General features: G+C 69.3%; 25 protein-coding genes and 1 pseudogene. 16 read left to right on the top strand and 10 right to left on the bottom strand.

Annotated elements, in window-relative coordinates:
- Positions 1-28: 28 nt before the first annotated feature.
- Positions 29-397, bottom strand: coding sequence for a hypothetical protein (locus ACFYXM_RS11765; RefSeq protein WP_389288833.1), 369 nt, complete (start codon positions 395-397; stop codon positions 29-31).
- 906 nt (positions 398-1,303) lie between these two features.
- Between ACFYXM_RS11765 and ACFYXM_RS11760 the strand changes: the two genes are divergently transcribed.
- The 15 genes and pseudogenes from ACFYXM_RS11760 to ACFYXM_RS11690 all read left to right on the top strand — a co-directional run bounded on the left by ACFYXM_RS11760 (position 1,304) and on the right by ACFYXM_RS11690 (position 15,505).
- A complete protein-coding gene (locus tag ACFYXM_RS11760) occupies positions 1,304-1,549 on the top strand; it encodes a hypothetical protein (protein WP_389288832.1) in 246 nt (81 codons plus the stop codon).
- A 197-nt stretch (positions 1,550-1,746) separates the two neighbouring features.
- The gene (locus ACFYXM_RS11755; protein ID WP_389288831.1) at positions 1,747-2,229 is read left to right on the top strand and encodes a hypothetical protein; all 483 of its coding nucleotides are present in this window, start codon (positions 1,747-1,749) and stop codon (positions 2,227-2,229) included.
- A gap of 59 nt (positions 2,230-2,288) precedes the next feature.
- A complete protein-coding gene (locus ACFYXM_RS11750; protein ID WP_389288895.1) occupies positions 2,289-2,564 on the top strand; it encodes a WhiB family transcriptional regulator in 276 nt (91 codons plus the stop codon).
- Positions 2,561-3,271, top strand: a complete 711-nt coding sequence (locus tag ACFYXM_RS11745) for a hypothetical protein (RefSeq protein ID WP_389288830.1) — start codon at positions 2,561-2,563, stop codon at positions 3,269-3,271. The genes ACFYXM_RS11750 and ACFYXM_RS11745 overlap by 4 nt, the downstream gene beginning before the upstream one ends.
- A gap of 137 nt (positions 3,272-3,408) precedes the next feature.
- Entirely contained in the window at positions 3,409-3,771 is a 363-nt protein-coding gene (locus ACFYXM_RS11740) for a hypothetical protein (RefSeq protein WP_389288829.1), read from the top strand.
- A gap of 37 nt (positions 3,772-3,808) precedes the next feature.
- Complete coding sequence (locus tag ACFYXM_RS11735) at positions 3,809-4,282, top strand: Pycsar system effector family protein (protein ID WP_389288828.1); 474 nt, start codon at positions 3,809-3,811, stop codon at positions 4,280-4,282.
- Between the two features lie 17 nt (positions 4,283-4,299).
- Positions 4,300-4,497: a hypothetical protein gene (locus ACFYXM_RS11730; protein WP_389288827.1), complete on the top strand. Its 198-nt coding sequence runs from the start codon at positions 4,300-4,302 to the stop codon at positions 4,495-4,497.
- Positions 4,498-4,550: 53 nt separating this feature from the next.
- Positions 4,551-6,986, top strand: coding sequence for a DUF2637 domain-containing protein (locus ACFYXM_RS11725; RefSeq protein ID WP_389288826.1), 2,436 nt, complete (start codon positions 4,551-4,553; stop codon positions 6,984-6,986).
- Between the two features lie 27 nt (positions 6,987-7,013).
- On the top strand, positions 7,014-7,568 hold the full coding sequence (locus tag ACFYXM_RS11720; protein ID WP_389288825.1) for a hypothetical protein: 555 nt from the start codon (positions 7,014-7,016) through the stop codon (positions 7,566-7,568).
- A 174-nt stretch (positions 7,569-7,742) separates the two neighbouring features.
- On the top strand, positions 7,743-9,719 hold the full coding sequence (locus ACFYXM_RS11715) for a hypothetical protein (protein ID WP_389288824.1): 1,977 nt from the start codon (positions 7,743-7,745) through the stop codon (positions 9,717-9,719).
- 2,411 nt (positions 9,720-12,130) lie between these two features.
- Positions 12,131-13,654, top strand: a pseudogene (locus ACFYXM_RS11710) (DNA translocase FtsK); the annotation flags it as partial.
- Positions 13,655-13,659: 5 nt separating this feature from the next.
- Positions 13,660-13,854, top strand: coding sequence for a hypothetical protein (locus tag ACFYXM_RS11705; protein ID WP_389288823.1), 195 nt, complete (start codon positions 13,660-13,662; stop codon positions 13,852-13,854).
- A 124-nt stretch (positions 13,855-13,978) separates the two neighbouring features.
- Entirely contained in the window at positions 13,979-14,164 is a 186-nt protein-coding gene (locus ACFYXM_RS11700) for a hypothetical protein (RefSeq protein WP_389288822.1), read from the top strand.
- Entirely contained in the window at positions 14,161-14,667 is a 507-nt protein-coding gene (locus ACFYXM_RS11695) for a hypothetical protein (RefSeq protein WP_389288821.1), read from the top strand. Before ACFYXM_RS11700 ends, ACFYXM_RS11695 begins: the two co-directional genes overlap by 4 nt.
- A gap of 109 nt (positions 14,668-14,776) precedes the next feature.
- Complete coding sequence (locus ACFYXM_RS11690) at positions 14,777-15,505, top strand: restriction endonuclease (RefSeq protein ID WP_389288820.1); 729 nt, start codon at positions 14,777-14,779, stop codon at positions 15,503-15,505.
- A gap of 973 nt (positions 15,506-16,478) precedes the next feature.
- Here ACFYXM_RS11690 and ACFYXM_RS11685 read toward each other — a convergent pair.
- From ACFYXM_RS11685 to ACFYXM_RS11665, 5 genes are all read right to left on the bottom strand, one after another.
- On the bottom strand, positions 16,479-17,090 hold the full coding sequence (locus ACFYXM_RS11685) for a TerD family protein (RefSeq protein ID WP_389288819.1): 612 nt from the start codon (positions 17,088-17,090) through the stop codon (positions 16,479-16,481).
- Between the two features lie 189 nt (positions 17,091-17,279).
- Complete coding sequence (locus ACFYXM_RS11680; RefSeq protein WP_389288818.1) at positions 17,280-17,912, bottom strand: 2'-5' RNA ligase family protein; 633 nt, start codon at positions 17,910-17,912, stop codon at positions 17,280-17,282.
- A complete protein-coding gene (locus ACFYXM_RS11675; protein ID WP_389288817.1) occupies positions 17,909-18,439 on the bottom strand; it encodes an AAA family ATPase in 531 nt (176 codons plus the stop codon). The genes ACFYXM_RS11680 and ACFYXM_RS11675 overlap by 4 nt, the downstream gene beginning before the upstream one ends.
- A 406-nt stretch (positions 18,440-18,845) precedes the next feature.
- Positions 18,846-19,253, bottom strand: coding sequence for a hypothetical protein (locus ACFYXM_RS11670; protein ID WP_389288816.1), 408 nt, complete (start codon positions 19,251-19,253; stop codon positions 18,846-18,848).
- Positions 19,254-19,403: 150 nt separating this feature from the next.
- Positions 19,404-19,871, bottom strand: a complete 468-nt coding sequence (locus tag ACFYXM_RS11665; RefSeq protein WP_389288815.1) for a hypothetical protein — start codon at positions 19,869-19,871, stop codon at positions 19,404-19,406.
- A 191-nt stretch (positions 19,872-20,062) separates the two neighbouring features.
- Here ACFYXM_RS11665 and ACFYXM_RS11660 point away from each other — a divergent pair, with 191 nt between their 5' ends.
- Positions 20,063-20,668 (top strand): hypothetical protein, encoded by a 606-nt coding sequence (locus tag ACFYXM_RS11660; protein WP_389288814.1) that lies wholly within the window; start codon positions 20,063-20,065, stop codon positions 20,666-20,668.
- 236 nt (positions 20,669-20,904) lie between these two features.
- Here the strand turns inward: ACFYXM_RS11660 and ACFYXM_RS11655 are convergent, their stop codons facing one another.
- From ACFYXM_RS11655 to ligA, 4 genes are all read right to left on the bottom strand, one after another.
- Positions 20,905-21,711, bottom strand: a complete 807-nt coding sequence (locus ACFYXM_RS11655; RefSeq protein WP_389288813.1) for a hypothetical protein — start codon at positions 21,709-21,711, stop codon at positions 20,905-20,907.
- A gap of 208 nt (positions 21,712-21,919) precedes the next feature.
- Complete coding sequence (locus ACFYXM_RS11650) at positions 21,920-22,720, bottom strand: hypothetical protein (protein ID WP_389288812.1); 801 nt, start codon at positions 22,718-22,720, stop codon at positions 21,920-21,922.
- Between the two features lie 347 nt (positions 22,721-23,067).
- Positions 23,068-23,520: a hypothetical protein gene (locus ACFYXM_RS11645; RefSeq protein WP_389288811.1), complete on the bottom strand. Its 453-nt coding sequence runs from the start codon at positions 23,518-23,520 to the stop codon at positions 23,068-23,070.
- A 224-nt stretch (positions 23,521-23,744) separates the two neighbouring features.
- On the bottom strand, positions 23,745-25,781 hold the full coding sequence (ligA, locus tag ACFYXM_RS11640) for an NAD-dependent DNA ligase LigA (RefSeq protein WP_389288810.1): 2,037 nt from the start codon (positions 25,779-25,781) through the stop codon (positions 23,745-23,747).
- Positions 25,782-25,870: the final 89 nt, after the last annotated feature.

Here is a 25,870-nt window from a genome sequence, read left to right as displayed (position 1 = left end):
CATGAACTCAGCTCAGGATCCGAAACTGTCACCCGCGGTGCCAGTCGGCAGGGTCATGCGTGACGACCATCACACCGTACCTCCCGTACTGCAGGGTCGAGGCTCCTCCCGAGCTGCACCGCACCAAGAGGTGCTGGGCGCCGGTCCTCTTGCTGGCGCCGTACGGAGTGTGCACGACGGCGACATCGGAGGCCACCAGCTTCGTGAGGCGACTCGCCACCGTTCCGGCGGAGAGACGGGTTCGCTCCACCAGCTCGGCCGCGGTGAAGGGTTTCTTCCCGAAGGACTGCGGGCCCAAGACGTATACGAGCACATGTTTCCGTGCCGCCTCGTGCGGGAATGTGCTGCTGGCCTGCACGACATGCCGGTTGTGCACTCGCTTGAGGCGACCCTTCACGGTCAACTTGTAGAGCGCCCGGGAGATGGAAGCGGTCGCCAGTCGGGCGGATCGCCAGTGCGGGGCGCGTGGGCAGGACGGTCTCGGGCGGGAACTCCTCGGTGTAGATGTCGTGCTCGATGCGAGCCACGGCCCTCTCGACGTGCTTTGCGACGGCAGCCTTTTCGGCTTCCTCGGCTTCGGCGGGAGTGTCGACCCAGCTCGCAGCTCGGCGGACGACGTCCGGCCACCAGATTTTCGGGCCTCTCTGCCCGGGGCGGCCGGAAATCCCTTCCGGTGCCTGGCTTGGTCGGCAGGTCCTTGTTCAGGTTCCACACGTCCGGCCGGTTGTCGGCGGGCAGGTGGCTGACCAGCGAGGAGTCTCCGGACACGGTGCATGCCTTCTGGGCGAGCGTTGCCTGGCTTGCCCAGCAGCCTGTGAGGTCTTCCTTCACGAAATGGGCAACGGCGATCAGGGCTGCAAGCTCGCCGGAGTTCTTACACCATGCGGTCCGCTTCATGGCCCAGACCAGGGCCTTTGGCGCTCACGGTGAACTTCTCGTCGAGTCGGCACGCGCCGTGGCAGGCGAGGGCAGCGCCCGTCGCATCCAGGGGCCTGCTGACTGGGGGCCAGTATCGGCCTCCTCTCCGTCGGCGTGAAGTCCTCGGGACGGCTACGTAGGGAAAGGGTCAGGACAGAGGCCACTTCCCGACCGACTGGGGGAGCCCGGTCCCGATGCGGCGCTCATCCGCCTTCAACCACAGAGGATCTAAACAGCCACATGAATCGCCTTATGTTCATACCCGTCAAGGGAATATTCTTTGAGACGTCTCAGGGGGGAGTTGCTGGTCTTGATGGTGGCCGTACTGCCGCCGGACCTCGAGCGTTCGATACCTTGGTGCCCACTACGGGGACAAGGAGTGGGCGTGTCGGAAGAGAATCCGTACCTCGACACCGATGCGGTTGCCGAGAGGATCGGCGTAGCCGCCGAGACGGTGCGGGTCTATCTCAAGCGCACCCGCAAGCGCATCGCGGATGGCCGGCCGGTGCGCCCGCAGGATCTGCCGTTGCCAGACAAGCAGTTCGGTCGTTCGCCGGCCTGGCGCGAGACCACGATCGACACCTGGATCTCCAGCCGTCCCGGCCGCGGGCATCGACCCTCCGTGCCGTAGGAACTTTCAATTCCCTCTTGACCCTGTCTGTCGCGCGACCTAAGTTTGTACCCGTGAAGGGGGCGAACTTGGTCCCTCCCACATGCAAGAACCCCGTCCAGGTGTGTCACCACCTGGACGGGGCCCGCCTCGCCCGGTGTGTCACCACCAAACGAGGAAAGACCGCCCCACCTGCCGAAATCAGGAGGCCGATCCGTATGCAGGATCGCACAGGGACCGTTGCAATCACACGTCGGCTGGCTGCTGGCCGCCCCTCACCGCAAGACCTGGCGCTGACGATCGCGCGCCAGACGAACCGCCGGCTGGAGCTGCGCCGGATTGCCGCGCTGAAGGCGGCCGCGCCGGAGATGACGGACGCCGCGGCGATCCGCTACCTCCACGAGTCCGTGATCGGCCCGCGGTTCGAGGGCACTGTCTACCGCGACGCCACCGGGACCTGGGAGGTCCTGGAGGTTCTGTTCGGTGACGAGGCGCTCGAGCGCGGCTCGCACACCACCTGGCTGCTCGTCGAGCGGAACCTCTTCGACAACGGTCGCCGTGAGCACCGCTTCGGCTGGACCGCCAATGACCGCGTCATTGCCCAGCCCGCCGAGAACAACGACGACGCGAGGGTGTTCGCGGCCGAGGCCGCTGGCGCGCTCGTGGCGAACGGCCTGGCCGGAACGGCGGTGTCGGCATGAACTACGACGGCCGACAGACCCATTCCCCCAGCGGTGGCGAGACCTCGTACAGGATCGTCGTGGACTGGCGTCACAGCGCGGTTTGCCGCGAGGAGGACCCGGAGCTGTTCTTCCCGGTCGGCAACAGCGGACCGTCCATGCTGCAGATCGAGGAGGCGAAGGCCGTGTGCCGTCGCTGCCCGGTCATGGAGAACTGCCTGCAGTGGGCGTTGGAGTCCGGACAGGAATCCGGGGTCTGGGGTGGCCTGAGCGAGGACGAACGCCGGTCGGTCAAGCGCCGCGCTGCTCGCCATCGCGCTGCCGCCAGCAACAAGAAGTCGGGGGCGCGGAAGTGAAGACGAAGACCGCCGCCGAGCGAGTTGCTCGCGCCTACGCCCCCGAGGTCCACCCCGCCGCTCGCCCGCTGTTCGACGCGATCGCCCACCTCGACTCGTATGAGGTCGCCGACCGGGCTGACCTGGCCCGGCTGGTCGCCTCGCTCGGTGGCCTGGGCGACGGCACGATCAACGCGTCCGCCGAGATTGCCGTTCTGGTCGAGGGCTACAGCCGGCACCCGCTGCTGGGCCGTAGCCCCGAGGCCGCGGAGCTGGGCGCGCTGTTCAGCGAGATGCACGTCCAGGGCGAGGGCGAGGAGATCGTGAACCAGCTGGTGTACCGGATCCAGGGCGAGGGCGAGGTCGCTGCGGTTCCGCAGCGGCGCCCGGCCGGCCGCGGCTCAGATCGCCCGGACGCTGGGCCTGGGGCGGTGGCTGTGATGGCGTCCGCCACGGTCCCTGCGCCGGTGAGCATCTCCAAGGCCGCTCCGGTCGATGACGACGAGCTGTACGAGGGCCCGACCCGGTCCACCGTCGTCACCCTCCTGGCCCTGCTGGTCGGGGTGCTCTCCCTCATCGACTACTTCCTCCACGGATTCGGTGCCGCAGTCGCGCACCTCGCGTACTTCACCTGTGTCGTCCTCGTCTTCCGCGTCTTCTTCGCTTTCGCCTTCCGCGCGTCCGACACGGGCACGGATACCGCCACGGAGCCCGAAACCAGTCTCTGACTGGCTGCTCGCGGGGCCCGGTACCACTCGGGTACCGGGCCCCGCCCTCCTGCTCAGCGCCACTGCACGGCCACCGGTGTACCCACCGGCCAGCACTCCCCGTCTCCCGCTCATCACCGATTGGAAGGGCCAGCGAGATGACCCGCACTCAGAAGGCCGCCGTCAAGGAGTACCTGCAGCGCACCGGCCTCGACGCCACGTTCCGTGTGAAGCCTCCGACCGCGCAGGAGTTCATCGTCCGCAACCGGGCCGAGTTCGGCGACAGCACCCAGTGGACCGCCGCCGACTTCGAGACCGTCCAGAACCTGGCCCTGCGCCGGCCCTCCGCGCGCGAGCGCTACAGCCGCTGGCTGCGCGCCCACACCATCGGCGCGCTGCTGCGCTGGGAGCAGGCCGCCGTGCAACACCCGCCTGGCGCCGGACTGTTCCTCATCTGTGTCGCCCTGCCGCTCACGCTGCTGGTCTTCGCGACCGTCGGCCTCGTCCTGAACCTCGTCTGAACCGCCCGACCCGCCCGAACCGAGAGAAGGAGGCCGAGTGATCACGTCGACCCAGACCCGCAACGACCGCGTGGAGCAGGAACTGCTCGTCGTACGCGGGGAGATCAGCCGGACCGACACGAAGTCGTCAATCCTGCTGGCCAGCGTCGCGATCGTGGCCGGCCCGCTCGCCGAGCACGCCACGGACCTGATGCACCAGCCGTGGCCGATCGCCGTGATCGCGGTCGTCGCGGCCGTCGCGGCCGGCGTCGCGACCTGGCTGCTCCTGGACGTCGTGCTGCCCCGGCTGATGACCGGCGGGAAGAGCAACTTCCTTCACTACGCCAGCTGCGACCGCGACCACGAGAAGCTGCGGCGCCTCCTGAGCACCGACGCCGACCCGGAGAGCGAGCTGGTGAGGCTCTCGCAGATCGCCGTCGCGAAGTACGAGCGCCTCGCTCTCGCCGGGAAGCTCCTGAAACTCTCCGGCCTGCTGTTCGCCGCCACCACCGCCCTCGTCATCGCCCTCTGACCGAAGGAGAACCACACATGCCTGCCAAGCCCAAGCCCACCCCCGAAGCCGTTGAAGCCGTTCAGGTCCTCGAGAACTCGCTCGCCCAGGCGATCGCCGACCCGACCGTGCCGATCGCGGCCGTCGAAGCCGTTGCCTGGAACGTCCACAACCTGATCAAGGAATCCGGGAGCGACGCCGCCGAGGTCTTCCGCGAGCTGGACAGCCGTAGGTAGCTCACCTCAAACCTCGATCCGCACCAGCACCTTCCGAAGGGACATCGCACGTCATGGCAACCAACCGCCGCAACACCAAGACCCGAGGCGGCACCGCCGCCGCGGCGAAAGCGGCTGCCGCCAAGACCGACCCCACCGGCAAGGAGCTGCTGGTCAAGGCCCGCACCGAAGCTGAGACCCTGCTCGCCGACGCCGAGCGCCTGGCGGAAACGACCCGCGCCGAAGCGCTCGCCGAAGCCGAGTCCACCGTCGGCGAGCTTCTCGCCGAGGCACATACCAAGGCCGACGCGCTCCGCACGGAGGCCGACGAGCAGGCCACCACCCTCCTCGCCGAAGCCCGCCGGCGGGCCGAGGAGATCCAGGCGCAGGGCGCGGCCGACGCCGAGCAGCTGCGCACCAACGCCGCCGACGAGGCGAAGACCGCTGCGACCCAGCGCCTTGCCCAGGCACACCAGGAGGCGGCAACCGAACTCAACACCGCCCGGGCCGAGGCCGACCGGATCCGCACCAGCGCCAGCGACGCCGCGGACAAGACCCGGGCATCCGCAGAGAACAGCACCACCCAGCGCCTGGTCCAGGCCGAGCGCGACGCGGAAGCCGTCCGCGCCGCCGCTCAGGCCGAGGCCACCTCGATCCGGGACGCCGCGACCCGCGAGGGCGAGCGGCTCCTGTCCCAAGCCCGCAGCCGTGCCGAGGGCCTCCTCGCCGACGCACAGCGGGCCCTGGACGCCGGCCGTGCGGATGCCGAGCAGCTCCGCATGGACGCGATCGCCGAGGCAGACCGTGCCCGCACGCTGGCCGCCGACGACGTCGAGCGGGCCCAGACCGAGGCCCGGCGCACCCGCCAGGACGCCGACCGGATCCGCGCCGAGGCCCTGCAGGCCGCGGAGACGATCCGAGAGCGCGCGGAGGCTGCGGCCGCCGTCCTGCGCACCACCGCGCAGGAGGAAGCGGAACGCGTTCGAGGCCAGGCACACGCGGAAGCGGAATCTGAGCGGCAGTCCGGAATCCGGGACCGGGAGCAGGCCGGCGAGGCCGCCGCACAGCGCATCAAGGCCGCCACCGACAACGCCTCGCTCATCCGCGCGCAGAGCCTCAAGGACCTCGAGGCCGCAGCCGTCGTACGTGCTGCCGCCGACAAGGAGAAGGAGGAAGCGAAGCTGCTCAGAGCCGCGGCCGAGCAGAAGATGGCCGACGCGCTGAACCAGACCGTCGTCAGGCTGCAGGCCAAGCAGCTCAAGAGGGAGGACAAGGAGACCCGCCGCAAGGAGCGCCTGGAGCGGCGGCAGAACGGCGAGGAGCGGGTCACCTGGGTCCACTGGGCCCTGATTGGCATCATCCTCGTGGGCGCGGGCTGCATCGGGGCGATCGGCTTCGCTGGCTCCTACATGGCCGTGCGCGACCTGGCCGTGGAGAAGGGTTTCGGGGCCTTCTCCGATTGGCTGCCGATCGGTGGCGACGCCGGGATCGTGGTCTTGATCGCCTTCGATTTGCTCTTGACGTGGAGGCGGATGCCGTTCCCGCTCCTGCGGCACGCCGCTTGGGGCCTGACGGTCGCGACGATTTGGTTCAACGCGTCCGCCAGCTGGGGCGATCCGGTGGCGGTTGGCATGCACACCGTGATGCCTTCGCTCTTCGTTCTGGTCACTGAAGGCGGCCGGCATGCGGTTGCTCACGTCGCCGCCCTCAGCAGCGGCAAGCACATCGAGTCGGCCGGCCTGGACCGCTGGCTGCTGGCTCTGCCCTCGACCGCCATCCTTGTGCGCCGTATGCGGGTCTGGAAGATCCGCGGCCTGGACGAGGCCCTGAAGCAGGAGCGCGAGCGCGTCGTCTACCTCGACTCGCTGAAGCAGAAGTACGGCCGGTGGAAGTGGCGCACGGAGGCCACTCAGGAGGAGCTGCGCCCGCTGACGCTCGCGAAGCTCGGTATCCCGGTCTCCGAGACCCTCGACGAGCAGAAGGCTGGCGGACCCGCCGAGACCAAGGTCCCGGCGAAGTCTCGTGGGACCTCCGGGGCCAGCAAGGCGAGGTCTCGCGCGACTGGCGAGACCTCCAGTGCGAAGTCTCGCGAGACCGGCGAGACCAGGTCTCCCGAGACCAATGGGACCGGCGAGACCAGGTCTCGTGAGACCGGCGAGACCAGGTCCCGTGAGACCGGCGAGACCGGCAAGACCGGGTCTCGCGAGACCGGCAAGACCCCCGAGACCAAGTCTCGCGAGACCGCCGACCCCAAGGTCTTGTCCCTGGAACCCCGGCACGCCGAGACCCAGAAACTCCTGGACGTCATGTGGTCTCGCGGTGGCGCCGACACCGTACGGCTCGGCACCGACAAGGTCCCGGGCGAAGCCGAGAAGATCACCGGCCGCCCGAAGGCCACCGCCGCGAAGCGGCTCAGCGCGGCGCGAGACCTCTACAGGACCGGACGCCGCCGGGTGATCGAGACCAACAACGAGACCGAGACCGAAGCCCTCATCGGCACCGGCAACTGACCCACCGACACCCGAAGGAGACCTCTGGTGAAGCACACCAAGCTCACGGCCGAGACCCAGCGTGGGACCAAGGACATCCTGCGATCCGCACTCAACGAGATCAACGCCGAACTGCTGCGCCGCCACCCCGGAGACCAGCGCGCGCAGTACGAGGCACACGGCCTGCCCCTGCGCATGACGATCCACCTTGACGTGAACGAGGAGAAGGTGCCGACGCGGACCCTGACCGCCGAGACCGTCAACGGCGCGAAGGACATCCTGAACTCCGCCCTCCAGCAGATCCAGGCCGAGAAGCTGCGCCAGCACCCCGGCGACTCCAACGCCCAGTACAAGGCACTCGACGAGCCGATGCGCACCTGGATCCACTTCAACCTCGCCGACCTGGACCGCGAAGGCCCGCTGTCCATCGACGAGTGCCGGCATCTGCCCTACGACGTTCTGAAGGGCCTGAAGCCGAGCGCCGACCACCAGCCGGACGGGGTCGTCACGCGCTCCGTCCCGGCCCGTCGGCCGCAGCGAACCCTCGGCCGACGCGTCCTCGGGAGCCTCCTGGGGACTGATTCCCCACACCCGCGCCCGTAACAACGCGTGACGTTGTTGGTTGTTGTCGCCCCGTCTCGAACGCCCGCGTCCTCCGCCAGGAGCCCAAAAGTGGCCTCTGAGCTGCGGACAACAGGGCGACAACAACAACGACAACAACAAGCCCCTCGTGCAGCAACTGACAGTGACCGAATCGGAGAAGAGGAAACCCTCCCCGTGAGCACCGACTTCGACTTCAACTCGCAGCCCGCAGCGGCTGCGTCTGGGGCTCCGGGCGCGGGTACAGCCACCCTCCAGCCGCCCGCGGCCCCGGCCCCCGCGCCCGCCCCGCGCGCTGGGTCCAAGCCCGCCGCCGAGATCGACTCCGAGCCGATCAGCGGACTGACCACCCTCGCGATCACTGCCGCCCCGCCCGTCGCGATGATCGCAGCGAGCTACCTCGCCCACCTGTACGGCCAGTGGATGATGGTCGGTCTGGCGATGGCCGGGGTCGTCGTGGCCGCCGTCGGCGTGAGGGCCGCGTGGCGCCGGGCACGCGACCGCCGCGCCAACAAGGGCAAGGGCAGCGGTGCCGCCCGGACCACGCGCACCAACCCGTCCGCTCGGGCCGGCGGACGTCTCCTCGGCAGCCGGGGCACTGGGGCCACCGGCGGCAGGAGCGGTGGCGGACTGTTCGGTCGCGGCGGCAAGGGAGCCGCCGGCCGTAAGACCGCCGCCCAGGCCGCCGGTGGCTTGAGCTCCTCGGCCGGTGCCCGCTCGGCCAAGCGCAACGAGCGCGCGTCGGCCGCGGCGAAATCCGCCATGGGCGGCGCGGGCAAGGGCGCTGCAGGCCGTCACATCACCAGCGGCCGAAGCACCGGCCCGAGCAAGAAGGCCACCAGCGGCCTGGGCGCGGGCGCGAAGTCGTCCGCCGCACGGACCGGCGCTACACCGAGGACGCCCAGCCCGGCCCCCCGGTCCAGTGCTTCGGGCGGGTCAGCGCGCCGGAATTCCGGCGCGCACGTGAAGCCCGGCCTCACCAAGCGCGCGCTGGACAAGTTCACCAAGCGCGGCTTCTCCTCCAAGGACTCGGCGGCAAAGAAGGGGGCAGGGGCGCAGAAGCAGAACAAGAAGTCCAAGTCGCGTAAGCCCACGGTGAAGCAGACCGGCAGCAAGGCCGCCGCTGCGGACCGCGCCGCGAAGAACAACGGCAAGAGCTCGACGAACGCGCCGAAGAAGCCGACCGCCAGCAAGACAGATATCACGAAGAACAACCCGGAGAAGAAGGACTCAGCGAAGTCCCCGACGAAGGTCAGCGACAAGAAGCGGAATGCGGCCGACTCCGGAAAGCGGAAGGTCGGACCGAACAAGAAGTCGTACACCAAGGGCGCGAAGAAGATGCACCGGCGTCTTAAGCGCGCCGCGACCAGCCGCAAGGTCCGGATGATGAAGCGCGGCGGCAAGAAGCTGTGGCGCGGCGGACGCCAGTCCCTGCGCGCGAGCAACGCCATCGTTTCCCCGATCCTCGCCAAGGGCGCCATGGCCGTCGGGAAGCGCCTGGGCTGGGCCCACCGCCACATGCTGCGGATCGCCAACTCCAGCAGCGGCCCGAACTTCATGCCGCGCCTCGCCCGCGGGATGGCCTGGGGCCTGGCGAAGGCCCTGCGTACCGGCCAGTGGGTCATGCGCCGCAAGAAGGTTTCCGCCTGGCTGCTGCGGCACTACGCGGCAACCGGCCTCGCCAGCCCCGCCGGTGTGGCCGCCTCCGCCGCCCGCAAGGTCAGCCTCAAGAAGGCCGTCAAGGTCAACCCCGGGGCACCTGTCCCGATCCATGTCCCCTCCAGCCCCACTACGACAGGAGCCAAAATCGTGGGTGCCACTCCGATCGAAGCGGTCTCCGAAGCATTCGACTTCGTCACCGGCCAGTACGAGCCGGAATCCGTGGAGGGGCTCACCCAGCACCTCGACGACTTCGCCCCGATGTTCGAGAACTTCGCCGAGAGCCTGATGCGCATGGCCGAACGGCTGCAGGACGAGTACGGCGTGAAGCCGGGCGTGATCGACATGCTCCTCGAGTTCGGCTCCGCCTGCGCCGGCATGACGGACATGGTCCAGAGCGTCATCGAATCCTGGCGGATCGAGCAGGCCGAGGACATCGAGCGCCACGAGAACCCGCGCCCGGGCGAAGCCGAGTTCTGGAACGTCCAGGGCTGACCGCGCCCGGCACCCACCCTCCCTCGCCCCGCTCTGCACCATCACCCGGAAGGACACCGAATCCCATGGCCACCAAGTCCCGCAGCAGCGTTCCACCCGAGGACGCCTACAAGCTCGGGCGCGCAGCCACCGTCCCGGTCACCAGCCTGTGGGTCGGGGCCGGCGCCTGCTTCCTGAACCAGTTCGACGCCATCGCTAACAGCACCCCGCTCGAACTCATGGGCCTGCCCCTGGGCACCCACGCTTCCCTCGCCCTGGGCGGCGTCGCCCTGGTGTCCACCGGCGCCACCGCGCTGGGCGCCTGGGCCAAGGGCGACGCCGAACGGTCCCGCGGCCTGAGCGGCATGAACTGCTGGCAGGGCCTCTACCTGACGACGGCCGTCGGCATGGCGACCTCGTGGCTCACCTACGCCGGGACCACCACCCCCTTCAGCCTGAGTAGCGCCGCCACCTTCATCGGCGCCACCGCCATCTACACGATGCTGTACCCGTGGTTCCGCTACTCCCGCCGCGACGCGATCGCCGCCGAGCACGAGGGCCAGTACACCCAGGGCCCGGCGGCCGAGCATGAGACCACCGAGTGGGAGGGCGTCTTCCTGCGCCGCAACCTCAAGGGCGTCCGCGAGACAGGTGAGCGCATCGACCGCGGCTCCGGCTACAGCATCCGCTTGGACCTGACCGCCTCGAACGGCTCCGTGACCCCGGCCCGCCTGGAGAACGAGGTCCGCGCGATCGAGGTCGCCAAGGGCGATGTTCGCGCCGGGTCCGTGCGCTTCGAGGAGATCCGCGGCGCGGCAGGCCAGGTGTGGATGCACGTCACCACCCGCGACGTTCTCGCCGAGTCCTTCCCGCTCGAGGACGAGCACGGCCCGATCAGCATCAACGACCCGTTCCCGATCGCGGTCTACGAGGACGGCGAGCGGGTCATGCTGCTGATGCGGCAGAACGCAGTCCTCATCGCCGGCATGCGCGGCTCGGGCAAGAGCGTCCTGCTCCACATCATCCTTTCCTACCTGACCCGCTGCGCCGACGCCGTGATCTGGATGACCGACATGGGGGGCGGCGCCACCGCCCGGCCGTGGCTGAAGCCGTTCCTGGAGAAGCGCCCGGGCTGCAACCGGCCGGTCATCGACTGGGTGGCCACCAGCCCCGAAGAGGCGCTGCTGCAGCTCGAGGCCGCCATCGCCGTCGTCGACGGCCGGTCCGCCCGCGTCAATGGCAAGCTCGTCCCCTCCGAGAAGGAACCGGCGATCATCCTGGTCAGCGACGAGGTCGCCGACCTCTTCGAGAAGGTCCCGGAAGCCGCCGTCACCAAGCGCCGGATCAAGAAGAAGGGGCGCAAGGCCGCCGTCGACGAGATCGACGCCGTGCAGCGCGGCACCGGCCCCAACATGGGCGGCGGCGAGAACAAGTCCCAGTACGACTCCCGGATCGGGATGCGCATGGGCGAGCGCAACGAGACCCGCTACGTCTTCCCCGACGACTACCGGGCGATGGACCTGTCCAAGCTCGAGTTCGACGGCTCGCTCTACGCCAAGCTCAAGGGCTCCGGCGTACGTCGGCCGATGCCCGCCAAGGGCAAGTACGTCAACGACTCCGACCCGGAGAACATCGCCCGTCTCGCCGAGCAGCACACCTGGATCCGCCCGTCGTTGGACGCCAAGGCGATCGACGACATCCGCGCCGCGATCGGCGACCAGTACGACACCCGCTGGTCCTTCGAGCGCATCCGCCACCTCCTGGAGGACCTAGACGACGAATCGGACGGCGAAGCACCCACGCTCGTCGCCGCCGGAAACCGCCCGCCAGCACCCACCCCCGCACCTCGCAGCCCGCAGCGCCAGGCAACGGCACCGGCCCGACGGCCCGGCGGCTTCGGGTCGACGGCCGAACGCCTCGGCCTGCCCCCGTCGCAGATCTGGAACAACCTGGGCGTCACCGACCCGCGCACCGGTACGCCGACCCGGCCCGCGCCCGCGAAGGACAAGGACGACGTCGTCGTCGAGTTCGACCGCTACCGCAACGCAGGCGGCCGTACATCGCGCCCCGGGACGTCGGCGCCGGAATCGCGCCCCGCCGCCCCCGCTCGCCCGGCCGCCCCGGCACCGGTCGACCCGACCGAGGACAAGAGCATCGACCCGCGCCGCGCCTTCGTCAGGCGCGTGATCAAGGAGTCCGGTGCCCCCGGCTGCTCCACCCAGGAGATCTTCGCCCGCCTCGGCACCGAGTACGGCACCGAGTACGGCAGCGGATACGACCGGGCCACCGTCCAGACGTGGCTCACCCACGACGTCCGCGACCAGCTCATGCACCGCCCGCGCAAGGGCCTGTACATCTGGGGCCCGGAGGCGACGCCGGAGACGAAAGACGAGCAGGGCCTCCCGCAGCCGACCGAGCCCGTGGTCGAAGCCCCGGCCGAAGTCCCCCCGCGCCCGGCGCAGCACCGGCTCGCCAGCGGCAACACCTACTCGCTGCCCCCGCTGGACCTCCTCGAGTGCGGCAGCCCCGCCAAGGAGCACACTGAGGCCAATGACGCCGTGATCAAGGCGTTGAAGACCGTCTTCGCCCAGTTCAAGGTCGACGCCCAGGTCACCGGCTTCTCGCGCGGGCCGACGGTCACGCGCTACGAGGTCACGCTCGGGCGGGCGGTGAAAGTCGAGCGGATCACCGCGCTGGCGAGGAACATCGAGTACGCGGTCGCCAGCCCGGACGTGCGGATCATCAGCCCGATCCCCGGCAAGTCGGCGGTCGGCGTGGAGGTCCCGAACACCGACCGCGAGATGGTCAACCTTGGTGACGTGCTGCGTCTGGCCGCGGTCACCGAGGACGACCACCCGCTGCTGGTGGCACTCGGCAAGGACGTCGAGGGCGGCTACGTGCTGGCCAACCTCGCGAAAATGCCGCACGGCCTGATCGCCGGAGCCACCGGGTCCGGCAAGTCCTCGTGCATCAACGCTCTGATCACCTCAATCCTCATGCGGGCGACCCCCGACGACGTGCGCATGGTTCTGATTGACCCCAAGCGGGTCGAGCTGTCCGCCTACGAGGGCATCCCGCACCTGATCACGCCGATCATCACCAACCCGAAGAAGGCCGCCGAGGCGCTGCAGTGGGTCGTACGGGAGATGGACCTGCGCTACGACGACCTCGCGGAGTACGGCTACCGGCACATCGACGACTTCAACCAGGCCGTACGCAGCGGCAAGGTGAAGGCCCCGGCGGGCAGTGAGCGCGAGCTCCAGCCCTACCCGTACCTGCTCGTCATCGTCGACGAGCTCGCGGACCTGATGATGGTCGCGCCCAGGGATGTCGAGGACTCGATCGTCCGCATCACCCAGCTGGCCCGTGCCGCCGGCATCCACCTGGTGCTCGCCACGCAGCGGCCCTCGGTGGACGTCGTGACCGGTCTGATCAAGGCAAACGTGCCCTCCCGGCTCGCTTTCGCCACCGCCTCACTCACCGACAGCCGGGTCATCCTCGACCAGCCCGGCGCCGAGAAGCTGATCGGCGAGGGCGACGGGCTGTTCCTGCCGATGGGCGCCAACACCCCCGCGCGCGTGCAGGGCGCCTTCGTCACCGAGGACGAGATCGAGGTGATCGTCCGGCACTGCAAGAGCCAGATGACGCCCGTCTTCCGAGCAGACGTCGCCGGCGCCCAGCAGAAGAAGGAGATCGGCGAGGACATCAACGCCGACGACCTCGAACTGCTGAAGCAGGCGGTCGAGCTGGTCGTCTCCACCCAGTTCGGCTCGACGTCGATGCTCCAGCGCAAGCTGCGCGTCGGCTTCGCCAAGGCCGGCCAGCTCATGGACACCATGCACGACAAGGGTGTGGTCGGCCCCTCCGAGGGTTCCAAGGCCCGCGACGTCCTGGTCAAAGCCGACGGCCTCGACGACTTCCTTGCCACGCTCCGCAACGACACGGCGGGGGAGTGACCGACGTGGCCATCAGCCTCTCCGCCGTCTTCCTGCTGGCGATCATCCTCGTGGTCCTGAACCGGAGCGGCCGGCTGCGGATCGGGCCTGCGGTCGCCGCGGTCCTCTTCGGCTTCTTCCTCGCCAGTACCGGTATGGCCCCCGCCATCAACCGGGTCCTCAACGCGGTCGCCGACACCGTCGGCCAGATCAACTTCTAGGCGCCTCTAGGCGTCGTCAGCCGCCACGGCCCAACTACTTGACAGCCAGTGGCGGCTGCCCGAGGAGCTGATCACCGAGCAGCTCCAGCCCAAGAACTGACCGCCCAGCAGAACTGGAACCACTGTGATCCGTATCCCCGAACCGGCCGACGAGCTGGCCGTCGTCTACGGGAGCGACGGCTCCCGTCTTGTCGCCTTCCTCGACCCCGGCCTGGACGACAGCCCGCTCCGCCGGGCGCTCCACCGCACCCACTGCCCCCGCCGAACTCCCTTGGCCCCCGCCATCGACCCCCCGGGAGACCTCCGATGAACCAGCAGCGCTCCACAGGCGACCTCTCCGACGCCCTCTTTAAGGACTGGCCGACCGCCGACAACGCCTCCTTCCCGCCCGGCCACCCCGACGCGCCGCCCACGCCCGTTCGCCAGGCTCCGCCCGGCATGGTCTGGGCCCTGGCCCCCGACGGCCAGCGCGTCCTGGCCTATCTGCCCCAGCCCGCCGAACACACCGAGCCCGAGCCGATCGGACCCGCACGCAAGGACCCGTGGCCGTTGCGGATGCTGGCCGGCGGAGGAGCGACCGCAGCCGTGCTGGGTGCGGCCGGCCACTACGGACCCGGCCTCAACCAGGCGGGGCACGCCGCACAGATGGCCGGCATCGGCGTCGCGGCGACCGCAGCCGGGGTCGGCGCGCTCGTCCTGATCGTCAAGGGCGGGCTGTCCCGGCAGTCCGGGACCAACGTCAACGTCAGCGTGAACGTCACCAACTCCTCCAGCAGCACCTCCTCCTCCCGCTCGCGCGGGGGACGGAGGTGACCCGGCGCCCGGCCGGGGCGGGCCGCCGACAACGGCCCCCACGGCCCCACCGCGGCCGACACAGACCCGCCCCGCCCCGATCCCGATCCACCGACCACGAAGGAGCCTGATGACCACCTCCCACCGCCCGCGCTTACCGGAGCGCCGCCCCCGCCGACGCGGCCAGGCACCCCGTACCCGTCAGCCCGTCGCCAACCTCCAGGCCCGTGCCGGCCTGCGGCCCGCCCGCCCGCAGCGCGGCCGCCGGCCCACGCGGCGCCGTTCCCGCCCGGGCAATGGCGTCGTGTGGTGCGTCGCGATCCTGACAGTCGTGGCCCTCTATGTGCGGGCGCACCCCTGGGTCGGCTGGGTGCTGCTCGCCGTGCTGGTCGCCGCCGTGCTGGTCGCCGTTCTCGCGTTGCGCGCGAGCCTCCGGAAGACCCGGCGCCTGGCCCAGGGGATGCGCACCCTGCAGGAGTTCACCGAGATGACGCCGGGGAACTTCGAGCACGCGATTGCCGAGCTGTGCCGCCGCGACGGCTGCCGCAACGTCCGGGTGGTCGGCGGATCGGGCGACCTGGGGGCCGACGTCCTGGCCGTCACACCGCTCGGCAAGCTGGTGGTCATTCAGTGCAAGCGCTACAGCGCGGACAACCTGGTGGGCAGCCCCGACGCGCAGAAGGTCGGGGGCACCGCCCGGCCCGTGCACGGGGCCGACGAGGTCGCCATCGTCACAACTAGCGGCTTCACGGTCGAGGCGAGGCGCTACGCGGCGCTGCCGACGGTGAACATCCACCTCCTCGGCGGTCAGGAACTCATCCGCTGGGAGGCCGACGGGTGGCGTCCGCCCTGGCTGTGACAGGTAGGTACGGCGAGGTACGGCGAGGTACGGCGCGGTACGGCGCAGCCCCGGCGAGTGCCTGCTGGGTGGACTGCTCGGCGAGGTACTCGGTCCAGTACTCGGCATCGGTGCGGGCGATCTCCCAGGCGATGACGCGCCCGGCTATGCCGGGCGGACCTGGTCGCCCTCGTCGAGGAGCAGGGTCGGCCGCGAGCCGGAGTCCCAGTCCACGTCGAGGCGGCGCCCGCCGAGGGCGTCAGCCGGATACAGGTAGTGCCCACGTCGTGCCCTGGTCGCCGGGTGTCAGGGCGGTGTAGGGGTCGGTGGTGGCGATCAGAACCACGCGCTCTCCGGGGTTGTGCATATCTAACCTCTTGTTCGGTCCGGGCCGGGGGCCGCCCTCTTGCCTGTCGTCCGTTCCGGTAGCCCACGGGCTCCGCTCGACGTCGGCGCAGTACTCACATACAGGCGGCAGATGCAAGACGGACGGCTGGACCTCCCACGGCTGCCATGTGATGGGCTGACCGCGGTGCTTGGGCGGAAGGCGCGGCACAGCCAGGGACGGGGGCAGCATCTCTGCGACGGCAGGTTGCTGGAGGCGCTGACCGTGCAGCACCGCGAGGCAGTGACGACAGGTTCGGTGCTCATTCCACGGGTTCCACGGGCTGTGTTGCGGGCGTACTGCTGTCCGCGTGCTTCCGTTACACAGGAGTGTCACCTCCGTGATGAGCCTGGTGGGAGGCGCTGCTCCATGGGGGAGTAGGTGCAACTCGCCCGTGGCTGGGGCCCGGACCACGTCCGGCTCGTACGCGCCGCACTCGCGGGGAACGTGCTCGCCAGGGCCGGCTGTCACCGGCTGCGGACACCCAGCTCTTCCTGGTCCCCGCGGAACAGCCAGCGCTGCGGCGGAACGATCGAGGCGCCTGGCTGCCTTCGTAGCAGCCAGGCGCCGCGTACAGCGAGTATTGGTCCCCAGCGGTTGCGAGGACCGCTATTTGAACGCGTTGCGCGGCCCCGCGTCCATCTCGACGGTCACGACCTCGGACTTCTTCATCAGGCCTCGGCGCGCGAGTCTTACGAGCGGCCGGTTTTCCGACCCGGGCTCGGAGTAGTGCTCCAGGGCGTGGACGCTTACGCCGTCCGCCGTGTTCTCCAGCATGCCCGGCACGCACGAGTAGATGCGGCGGTTGGCATTGGCGTTCTCGGCGGTGACGACCACCCGGTCGCCGATGCCGTTGTCGAGTTCCATGGAGACGTGGTACTCGAAGAAGGACCCTCTGCCGTTCGACTGGGCGGAGTAGGCGACCGGGACCACGGCGCGTATCGAGTCGTCCAGGGTGATCTCGATGATCTCCTCGGCTACTCCGACCGTCTGGCGGCCGACGTCGCCGAGATGCTTCACCGCCCCATCGGCCGTGGAGAGCTGAGCTGGCACCCCTTCTGCGGAGAAGGTGGCGACGGTCTCAACTCGGCCGTCGGCGTAGACGACGAGGCTGTACAGGTCGTAATCGGTTCGGCTGTCCCACCAGCACCGCACGCGGATGCTCGGGGACTTGGCCAGGCGGGCGGGGGCAGAGCCCTTGGTCATACTGATGGTGCTCACTGCTGCTGGTGCTCCTTACGGCGCGGTTTCTGGACGTTGCCAAGGTGAAGCCGGTGGTTGCCAAAGCTCGTCTCGGCGCGAATCTGAGGTAGGCCGCGGCCGACCAACGCGGTGAAGGTGCACACTGGCCCGAACACCTCCGTCGTGAACGACATGCTCAGCGGTGCTCAGGAGCGACCGCGTCAGCGGCTACTGCAGCACCACCTCCGCGATTGGGGTCCAGGTGATGTGGCGCCGGTTGTGTGACTGGGCGACCAGGCATAGCCGGGTGGCGCGCAGGACTACCATCTCGCCGGGCTGGTCGGACAGGGCCGCCTTCAGCTGCCGCCGGTCGGCACGGACCGGACTGGCGACGCCATAGGCGAGTGAGATGTGCGGGGCGTAGACGGCCGGGATCAATGGGAAGCGGTTGCCGGTGACATCCGCGTCGACGCGGGCAGTCAGCTTCCACAGTTGGCGGGCGGGGGCGCCCGGGCGGGCCGCGCATTCCACGGCGACGGTGCCGATTGCTGGCCGGTCGACGGTGAGGTCGAAGGCGGGGATGGTCTGGCACTCTTTGGCGACCCGCCCGGTGATCTCGGTGATCTCGCCGTTGCGGTACTGGTCGACGGGCCCGCCGTGTAGCACCGTGCAGTGCGTCCAGGGCGCTTGGACCGGGGCCAGGCCGGGGCGATGGGTTATGGATCGGTACGGCTCCACCAATACTTCGCGTACAACCTGCTCTTCGAACAGCAGGTGCCAGTGCAGATCGGCGCGTCCGGCAGGCCAGGCGTGCTGACGGGTCTCTACCGTTTGGAAGAAGTCGCCGACGACGGTGGTCATCCGATGCCCCCGGCGGTCTGGGTGAGTTCGGAGGCGAGGTATACGGCGGTGAAGCCCTCGGCGTGCAGCTGGTCGACGGAGGGCAGTTGCGCTTGGAGGCCGTGCAGTACGTGGCTGGGCACGACACGCTCACGTGCGGCGTTCTGCGCCTCCACTGTGGTGAGCGGAACGTCGAACAGGACTGCCACGACGGGGCGCTGCCAGTAGCCGGCGCGTGCCAACAGTCCGGCCCTGACGTGTGCGAAGACGTTCGTGCTGTCCACCAATGTGGTGCGGCCGCGGGCGAGGCGGGCGTCCAAGAGTACGTTCTGAATCTGGGCAGCGACTGGGGTGGCCGACTGGTCTGTCATGTCGTCGGTTGCCGCCAGGCGGTACTCGTCCAGGCAGACCCGCCAGCTGGGTGGGTACTGGGCAGCGAAGGTTGACTTGCCGCAGCCGGGGACGCCGACGAGTGCGACGAGAGTGCCATCCATGAGAGGGAGGTGGCGGTTCGGGGACAGGGTGGGCGGGGTGTTTAGCGTGGACATGGGTGGTTTCTCCTTCCGGAGGGTGCAGGGTTGGCCGGTGTCTGTGCCGCAGGTGCATGTGCTGGGTGGTCAGCCGCCGTCGGAGGGTCCGCGCGATGCAGGAGCCAGGGGCCCGCGGGAGGGCCGTCGTAGCACTTCTCCGTGCGACCATCGCCCGGTCCGGCACCAACTCCTGCGGGAGGGGCGGAATCCCTTTTCGGGAGCCCAGCTCAATGCGGCGGAATGCGCTGCCAGAGCTCGGCGTACTCCGCGAGCAGCACTAGGTCCGCCTATCCCTTGGTCAGCTGAGGCCGAAAACCTTCCAACCAGCGGACTGCTGCTGTTCATGCCCGATCAGGAGGCAGCCGCTGGCAACCGTTCGTACAGGGCCACCGCCCCCGCCTCGCACTGCGTTGTTTCTCACGGTTCACTGATTTCTCCGGTTGTCAGTGTCTGTCAGCACGCAAGGTGTCAGCAGATCCGGACACGGCAGCAGAAGCCGTTCACGCCGCGGCCAGGACAGCGAGGTCTGGACGTGCCCGAAGGCAGCCGTGCGGGTGGCGAGAAGCTGATTGATCGGATCTGCGGCCACCGCCATCCTGGCTGCCTTGGTGGAGGAGCACCCACGGATCACGGAGCGGCACGTCTCCGTCCAGATGAGCAGGTGATGCAGGAGGCGATGACCGTCGTCAACCGGTGGGTCACCCCCGAAGCCGGCGTGTACGTCGAAGTCGCCAGCAATGTGGCCCGAGCCTTCCAGGCCGCGGCAGTGCACGCCGGAGGCTGGGAAGGTCTGGCTGATCGTCACTTCCAGCCCGGCGACCGTTTCGCGCACTCGAAGGTACGTACGCACGGCTCATGGGTGAGCCCAGGCCTCCGCCGGGCGTTGATCAGGAGCTGCTCAGCGACTGAAGCGACTCACGGTCGCAAGATGAGTGCGCGGGGCTGGGAACAGCTCCGCACCTCGGAGAAGACGGTTGGCGACCTAGCGTCGTCCGCGCAGCGCGACGACGGAGACGGCCGCCCAGGCCAGCGTGGCCACACCGACGGCCACCGCACGGGCATCCTGCGGAGTGCCAGCCGAGACCATCGCTATCGACCAGACACCCCAACAGCACCAGAGGAGACGCGCAGGCAATGACCGCAGGACAGCGCTCGTCAGAAAGGCCCCGGCGCCCAAGCCCGCCCACCAGTCGACGAGGTCACCGGCGGCCATCGGCAGCCCCGCGCTGTTCGACCGCAGGTACGCGACCATGGGCTGGTGAATCGTCACGGCGAGCCCACTGCGTCGGGCGTACGCCCACGCCCAACAGGCCGCTCCGTAGACGAGTCCCACCTTGACCAAGAAGAGGAAGATCCGGGTCGGCGACAGGTCGATGGGAACATGCGGTTCCAGCCCCCACCGGCTTACCCGCTCCTCCTGGTCAAGCGGCTCGGTGACATGCGTAGCCATACGGATCCCTCTCTACATCCGGAGCAAGGTGCTGCGGCAGACGGCACCTCGGGATCCGACCGGGTGCCGTCAACGCGTGTCGCGGCAGTGCACTCTGACTTGAAGACCGGACACCACCCAGGACCGGCACAGCTCGGGAGTTGCAGCGCCGGCGTACGGCCGGCGGCTCCCCTGACCTCTACCGTTCGCTCATGACCACAGCGATCACCCGGTATGCCGCTCGCGACCAACCAGAGGCCGTCCGACACGCAGCCTGGCTGCTGTGCCGCTGGCTGACCGAACACCCCGACGGCGCGGTGCTGGCCGGGATCCAGGCCGACCCGTACTTCCGTGAACGCGTCGATCACGCAACGGGCGAGGAAGTCACCGTGGACGTCATCGAAACCGCAGCCCGGGTTCTCGTCGAGGAGCGCCGAGTCGTTACGGAGGGCGAGGTCTACCGGCTGCAGCCCGCGCTCCGCACCCCGCTGGATGTGACCACCTTCGAGTGGAAGGGGGCCGTCGTCCCCGGATTCAAGCGGAAGCGGTATACGATGAGGCTGTCGCTGTGCCCCTCGGGCTGGCCGCTGTCTCCGGAGCGGGCCGGCTATCCCGGTCACGAGATCTGTGGGTCGGTCTTCGACCGTGTCCGTGACCCGAGCGGATTCTGTGACGCCTTGCCGATCTGGCGCATCACCCGGAGCAACGGACGGATGACCGGCACGCAGTACTGGTGCGACGAGGAGCTACCAGGCGACCTCCGGGCCGCCGCCGTGACGCTGGAGAACCAGCCCGAGACGGCAACCCGCTTCGTATAGCTCTACAACGGCGCCGGGGCGCCAGGCCCCGGTCCTCACCGCAACCTGGCTCAGCGCGGGGCCGCTCGCCCACTAGTGCTGTGACCGGGAAGGTTTGCCGGGAAGCTCGCGGCGTCCGGTGCGGTGCATCGCAAGGCGGAGGATCGCCCTCGTACCGGACGTACTCGGGTGATGCGACAACGCGGCGAGGTGCCGTGCCGGGCGTCGCGAGCCGGTGAACCTTCCCGGTCACGGCACTAGCCTTTGGTGCCCCACGAGATGTGCACGAGGTACGGGCGCTGCCCCGGAAGCACCTCGAAGGTCCACACCTGCCCCGCCAAGTCGGTGACGCGGGACTCGCCTTCCTGGGTGGGCAGCGAGATACCCGCCCGTGCCATGTAGTCCCTCACCTGCTCGATCACCTCGGCGGCGTTGTCCTCGGTCATCTCAAACCCGAGCTCCAGGCGCGCGAAGAGCCGCGCGGTCATCACGCCCATGCCGAAGGGCAGCTCGGTCTGCAAGGCCAGGAACCACTTCTTCCTCTCGCGACGGTGAGGAGACGCCACCCGACTGGGGACGCCAGCCTTGACCTGGGCGTAGGTCCGATCCACGTGACGGGCCTTGTATCCGGTGACGACGGAGGCGTCACTGCTGAGGGTGACCGAGAACTTGTCCCGCTGGGTACGGAGCCGCCACCGGCCGGTCTCGGGATGCCGCAGCGCCGGACGGGCGTCGGCGGCGAGCAGATCTTCGAGCAGCGAGCGTATCTGCGCCTCTGCCGCACGGCGATCCCCTCCGTGCGCGTCGATGAAGTGGCTGAGAGCCGCGTTGGAGATGGAGACCTCGTACGCCTCGTCGGACTCAAGCGGACGCGCACTGGCCTCCAGCCAGCGTGTCTCCTGACTCAGGTCGGGCTCTTCCTTCGGATGGGCCGCTCGCGGGCGGCCGAATCCGTCGCAGGCCCGGCACCAGCCGTCAGCCATCGAGGTCTTCCCGGCACAGCGTGAGCCGTCCTTGTTGTATCGGGTGCACTGCCTGGTGGGCGGCTGGGGGATCGCGGCCATCGTGACGTCCCTGGGCGTAGTGGGGAGGAGCAGGCGGAGAAGCTCCTGACCTGCGGGTTGACGCCCTGACTGTGTGGCGGACCCCGCCTAATCGCCGCATGCGCGCGAATCCCGCTCCCGTCGTGCCCTACCAGCCGCTTCTTTCGCCAGGCCGCCGGTGGACAGCTCACCCCGCCTGAAGCCTCGGCGCCCCTGCGGCCGCTGGTCCTCAGCAGGAGGACGTGGTGCTCCGCCCCAGGGCCCGCCGGATCGTCAGGTGGTGCCGCGTACCCAGGCGCTGGAGCTCCCACACCGACAACAACGTGACGGACACCGGCGGGCCGGCAACGAACAGTGCATGGACTGCCGGAGGGGCAGCCACAGGCGGGCCGTCCAAGGCCTGGACGACGAACAGGGACCAGACCAGCACGGGTGAGAGCAAGGGCGGCAGGACTTCTGAGACGTCACCAACGCGGAAGGTGTAATGCACGCTCAGCACCACGGCTGCGGCACCGAAGGGAACGCCGAACAGTACGCCCGCCGTGGAGACGAGCGCGCCGACGATCGGCAGACCGCCAAGCGCCTGGGTCACATGCACCGCGCCGCCCAGAAGCAGGAACCACAGTCCCACTGCCGATCCGAGCAGCGCAGCGAACCCCGCGGCCGGCCCGGCAAGACGCCGGCAGTAGACGGCGCGCACGGAAGGCCGCGCGGACAGCACGAAGCAGGCCAGAGCGATGGGGCCCGCGACAAGCAGAACACCAGCGCTGAGGAACAACTCGAGCACCTGGTCCGACGCGACATCGGCCGCCGACTCCTGGAGGGGGTAGGACCGGATCAGCCACAGTGTGGCCGCTCCGCCGACAGCCGTCCGCGTGACCTGCGCGGCCGTGATGGCCGGGTCCGATATCCGGTCCTGGCGGCTCGGGCGGAACAGCCGGTAGGCCGTCCGGAACGGGAGAGTGAGCAGCCGGAGGCACCCAGCGGTCCGGGTGCCCCCGGTGTACCGGGTGCGTGCAGCGATGCTCATCGTGTGATTCCTCGTGGAAGCGGTTGGTCGGGTCTGGACGTGCTCGTGCGCCTCGGGCAACTGGCGGCGAATGGCTGCTCGAGAGAGAAGTGCTGAACTTATGAGCTGATGCGACGAATAGCGACGGTTAGCGAGGATTGCCCGGTGCGGTGGCATCGGGAGGGCTCAAGCGCTGGGGAGTTCGGCGTAACAGCCGGACAGCGTGCAGGTAAGAACGCTTCTGGATCGGAGGTGCCTGCGCCTGCCCCTTCTCGGGCGGCCACCGAGTGGGGGAGCAGCAGTGAGAGCTGTTCAGGGCAGAGCGCTTCGACGGTCGTGGGCTGGGCGGGCAGTTCGGCGACAGCCGGTCACATCCAGAACGGGATGAGTCGCTGGTGCTCATGGGCCTGAAGGAACCGGGTGATGTCCGCTGCGGGATCTCGCCCGAGCACTTCGGCATGCGGCAGCCCGAGCGCGGTGACCACCAGGGTGCGCAGCGACGGGTCCAGGAGCGGCGCGTCCCAGAGAAGGCAGGTCACCGTTCGGGGGGAGGCGTGGACGTCTTCTTCGACGTCGGCGATCTGAGGGTGGAGGGACCTGGGAATGGCGTAACGCTGCCCCAGGCAGACGCGGTCGGCGTTCTCGATCAGCCGCGCGACGGTCTCACGTGCTTCCCCTAGTTGCTCGTCCAGCGCGACCAGCCTCGTCCACATGTCGGGGCTGTCTGCTGGGAGGCCGAAGAGGTCGGTGGCGGTCTGGCGGCCAGCCCTCCACAGGAAGAGCGCCTCGTCCGGCAGGGGGTACAGATACGTGTGCTTCATGATCGTCTTTCTTGGTCAGGGTGCCTGGTCTCGTCGGCGGTCGCGGACGCCCAGAGCCTGCGCCTTTGCGTGCGGGCCTGTCGGCGGGCACGCGAGTGGCCGTCTGGGGCTGCGGCGGACGGCACGTCAGGCCACGCCCGGCGCAGCGGAGGGCCGGGGCGGGAAGGAGGCGCGGAGCCCGCCCTTACTGAGGGCGGGCTCCGCTGGGTGCACGACAGGTCGGGTCAGCCAGTGAACTGGGCGACCAGGATGGCGAACGCCTCCTCGCTCATCACCTCGATCTTGTGCTTCTCGGCCTTGGCGAGCTTGCCTCCGGCCCGCTCCCCGACGACTAGCAGGTGGGTCTTGGAGGTCACGTCGCGGCCGGGCTTGCCGCCCGCGTCCTTGATCAGCTGGTTCATCGCGACGCGGTCGTAGGCAGCGAGTGGTCCCGTCATGGTGCCGGTGACGACGACCGTCTTGTCTGCGAGCGGGCCGCCTGCGGGGGCGGACTGGAGATCGGCCGCCAGCTTCACGCCTGCCGTGGCGAGCTTCTTGACCACCGCAGCGACCCGGGGGAGCTGCCGGGCGATCTGCTCGGCCTTCTTGACCCCGATGCCGTCCACCTCCATGAGCGTCTGGGCGTCGGCCGTGACGAATGCGTCCGTCGACCGGAAGCGAGCGGCGAGCCGCTCGGAGAGTTCCACTCCGGTACCCGCGATGCCCAGTGCTGCCAGCACTTTCTCCAGCGGGCGGTCCTTCGCCGCCGTGATCTGCTCCAGCAGGTTCGACGCCTCACCGCTGCCCCGGGTGACCTCGGTCAGCTGGCCCAGGGTGAGGTGGAACAGGTCGCCGACATCGCGCACCAGACCAGCTTCGACGAGGTTGCCGATCACCGCCGGACCAAGGCCGTCGATGTCGAACTGCTCGCGTCCTGCGGCGTACAGCAGGGCAGCGGGCAGCCCGCAGGAGCCGCCGTTGTTCGCCGTCTCATCGCAGGTCCAGCGGCCCTTGTCGGTGTTGATCTTCCCGCCGCAGACCGGGCAGGACGCGGGGAAGGTAATCGTCTCCTCGGTCCCGGCGCGCAGGTGGGTCACCGGTCCGACTACCTGCGGGATGATGTCGTTGGCCTTCCGGACGTAGACCGTATCTCCCTTCATGAGACCAATTCGGTGGATGTCGGAGGGATTGTGCAGGGTGGCGGAGGTGACCATGCTGCCGTCGATCTCGACCTCCTCCAGCACGGCCCGGGGCGCGAGGATGCCGGTCTTGCCCACGGCCCAGACCACGTCCAGGAGCTTGGTCATTCGCTCCAGACTGGGCAGCTTGTAGGCAACGCTGTAGTGGGGGTGCCGCGAGCCGGTACCTGCGGTGGTCTGCTCGGCGCGGCTGTTCGCCCGGATGACCACGCCGTCGATGTCGAACGGCAGGCTGGGGCGCATCGCAGCGATCGCCGCGACCTGCTTCTGCACCTCGGTCATTGTCGAGACGACATGAGCCTTCGGCGGGGTGGCCTCCGTGGTCTGTATGCCAGTGTCGGCGACCCACTTCATCAGGTCGGCGTGCGAGGTGTGGGCGAACACCTCGCCGCCTGGCAGCTCGACGGCCTGGAAGGCGAAGAACGTCATCTCCAGGGTGTAGGCCCTGTTCCTCGCCCGGATGGTGCCAGCGGCGGCGTTGCGGGCGTTGGCGAACGCGTCCCCGCCGTGCTCGGCGCGCACCTCCTTGGCCCGTTCGAACTGCTTGTTGGTGAAGAGGATCTCTCCCCTGACCTCGAAGGTCAGGGGCCGGTCCAGCTGCTGGGGAAGGCCGGTGATCGTGCCGACGGCATGGCTCCAGTCCTCGCCCCGACGGCCGTCGCCTCGTCCGACGAGCTTGACCAGGCGACCGCTCTGGTACCGCGCGGCGACCGCGAAGCCGTCCAGCTTCACGTCCACTACATAGCCGCCGGTGACCGGGCCGCCCAGACGCCGCTGGAGCGAGGCTTCCCACGCCAGCAGCTTGGCGGGCGTGTTCACCTTGTCCAGAGACTGCATGGGCACCGTGTGCGCGACCTCGCCCGCAGGGACCGCCCCGTCGGCGACCTTGCCGGAGGGGGAGTTCGTAGCCACGTCCTCTGGGTGGTTCTCCTCCCATGCGACCAGCTGATCCCGCAGCCGGTCGAAGGTGGCGTCGTCCAGTGAGCTCTCGCCGGTCGCGTAGGCACGCGATGCCTTCTGGATGGTGGCCAGGGCCTGGTGGTAGGCGGCGGTGCTGCTGATCGTGGTCTCGATGACCGACATGGGCACGGACCTTTCTGGACGTGGTGCAGGACCCGTCCGGCTGTGCGGGGCCAGCGCCGCACGGATCGTCCGTGCGGCGCTGGCGGGTG

Source organism: Streptomyces sp. NPDC002476 (genome assembly GCF_042889785.1).
In the GTDB taxonomy this organism is placed as follows: domain Bacteria; phylum Actinomycetota; class Actinomycetes; order Streptomycetales; family Streptomycetaceae; genus Streptomyces.
Note: the sequence above shows the minus strand (reverse complement) of the source record. Positions and strands in the feature narration are given on the sequence as shown.

Bases quoted from the DNA above. Each gene is read 5' to 3' on its own strand.
- ACFYXM_RS11655 (WP_389288813.1), bottom strand. From the start codon at position 21,711: ATGGCCGCGATCCCCCAGCCGCCCACCAGGCAGTGCACCCGATACAAC.
- ACFYXM_RS11740 (WP_389288829.1), top strand. From the start codon at position 3,409: ATGACCCGCACTCAGAAGGCCGCCGTCAAGGAGTACCTGCAGCGCACC.
- ACFYXM_RS11695 (WP_389288821.1), top strand. From the start codon at position 14,161: ATGAACCAGCAGCGCTCCACAGGCGACCTCTCCGACGCCCTCTTTAAG.
- ACFYXM_RS11665 (WP_389288815.1), bottom strand. From the start codon at position 19,871: ATGGCTACGCATGTCACCGAGCCGCTTGACCAGGAGGAGCGGGTAAGC.
- ACFYXM_RS11755 (WP_389288831.1), top strand. From the start codon at position 1,747: ATGCAGGATCGCACAGGGACCGTTGCAATCACACGTCGGCTGGCTGCT.
- ligA (WP_389288810.1), bottom strand. From the start codon at position 25,781: ATGTCGGTCATCGAGACCACGATCAGCAGCACCGCCGCCTACCACCAG.
- ACFYXM_RS11725 (WP_389288826.1), top strand. From the start codon at position 4,551: ATGGCAACCAACCGCCGCAACACCAAGACCCGAGGCGGCACCGCCGCC.
- ACFYXM_RS11690 (WP_389288820.1), top strand. From the start codon at position 14,777: ATGACCACCTCCCACCGCCCGCGCTTACCGGAGCGCCGCCCCCGCCGA.
- ACFYXM_RS11650 (WP_389288812.1), bottom strand. From the start codon at position 22,720: ATGAGCATCGCTGCACGCACCCGGTACACCGGGGGCACCCGGACCGCT.
- ACFYXM_RS11675 (WP_389288817.1), bottom strand. From the start codon at position 18,439: ATGTCCACGCTAAACACCCCGCCCACCCTGTCCCCGAACCGCCACCTC.
- ACFYXM_RS11660 (WP_389288814.1), top strand. From the start codon at position 20,063: ATGACCACAGCGATCACCCGGTATGCCGCTCGCGACCAACCAGAGGCC.
- ACFYXM_RS11680 (WP_389288818.1), bottom strand. From the start codon at position 17,912: ATGACCACCGTCGTCGGCGACTTCTTCCAAACGGTAGAGACCCGTCAG.
- ACFYXM_RS11645 (WP_389288811.1), bottom strand. From the start codon at position 23,520: ATGAAGCACACGTATCTGTACCCCCTGCCGGACGAGGCGCTCTTCCTG.
- ACFYXM_RS11730 (WP_389288827.1), top strand. From the start codon at position 4,300: ATGCCTGCCAAGCCCAAGCCCACCCCCGAAGCCGTTGAAGCCGTTCAG.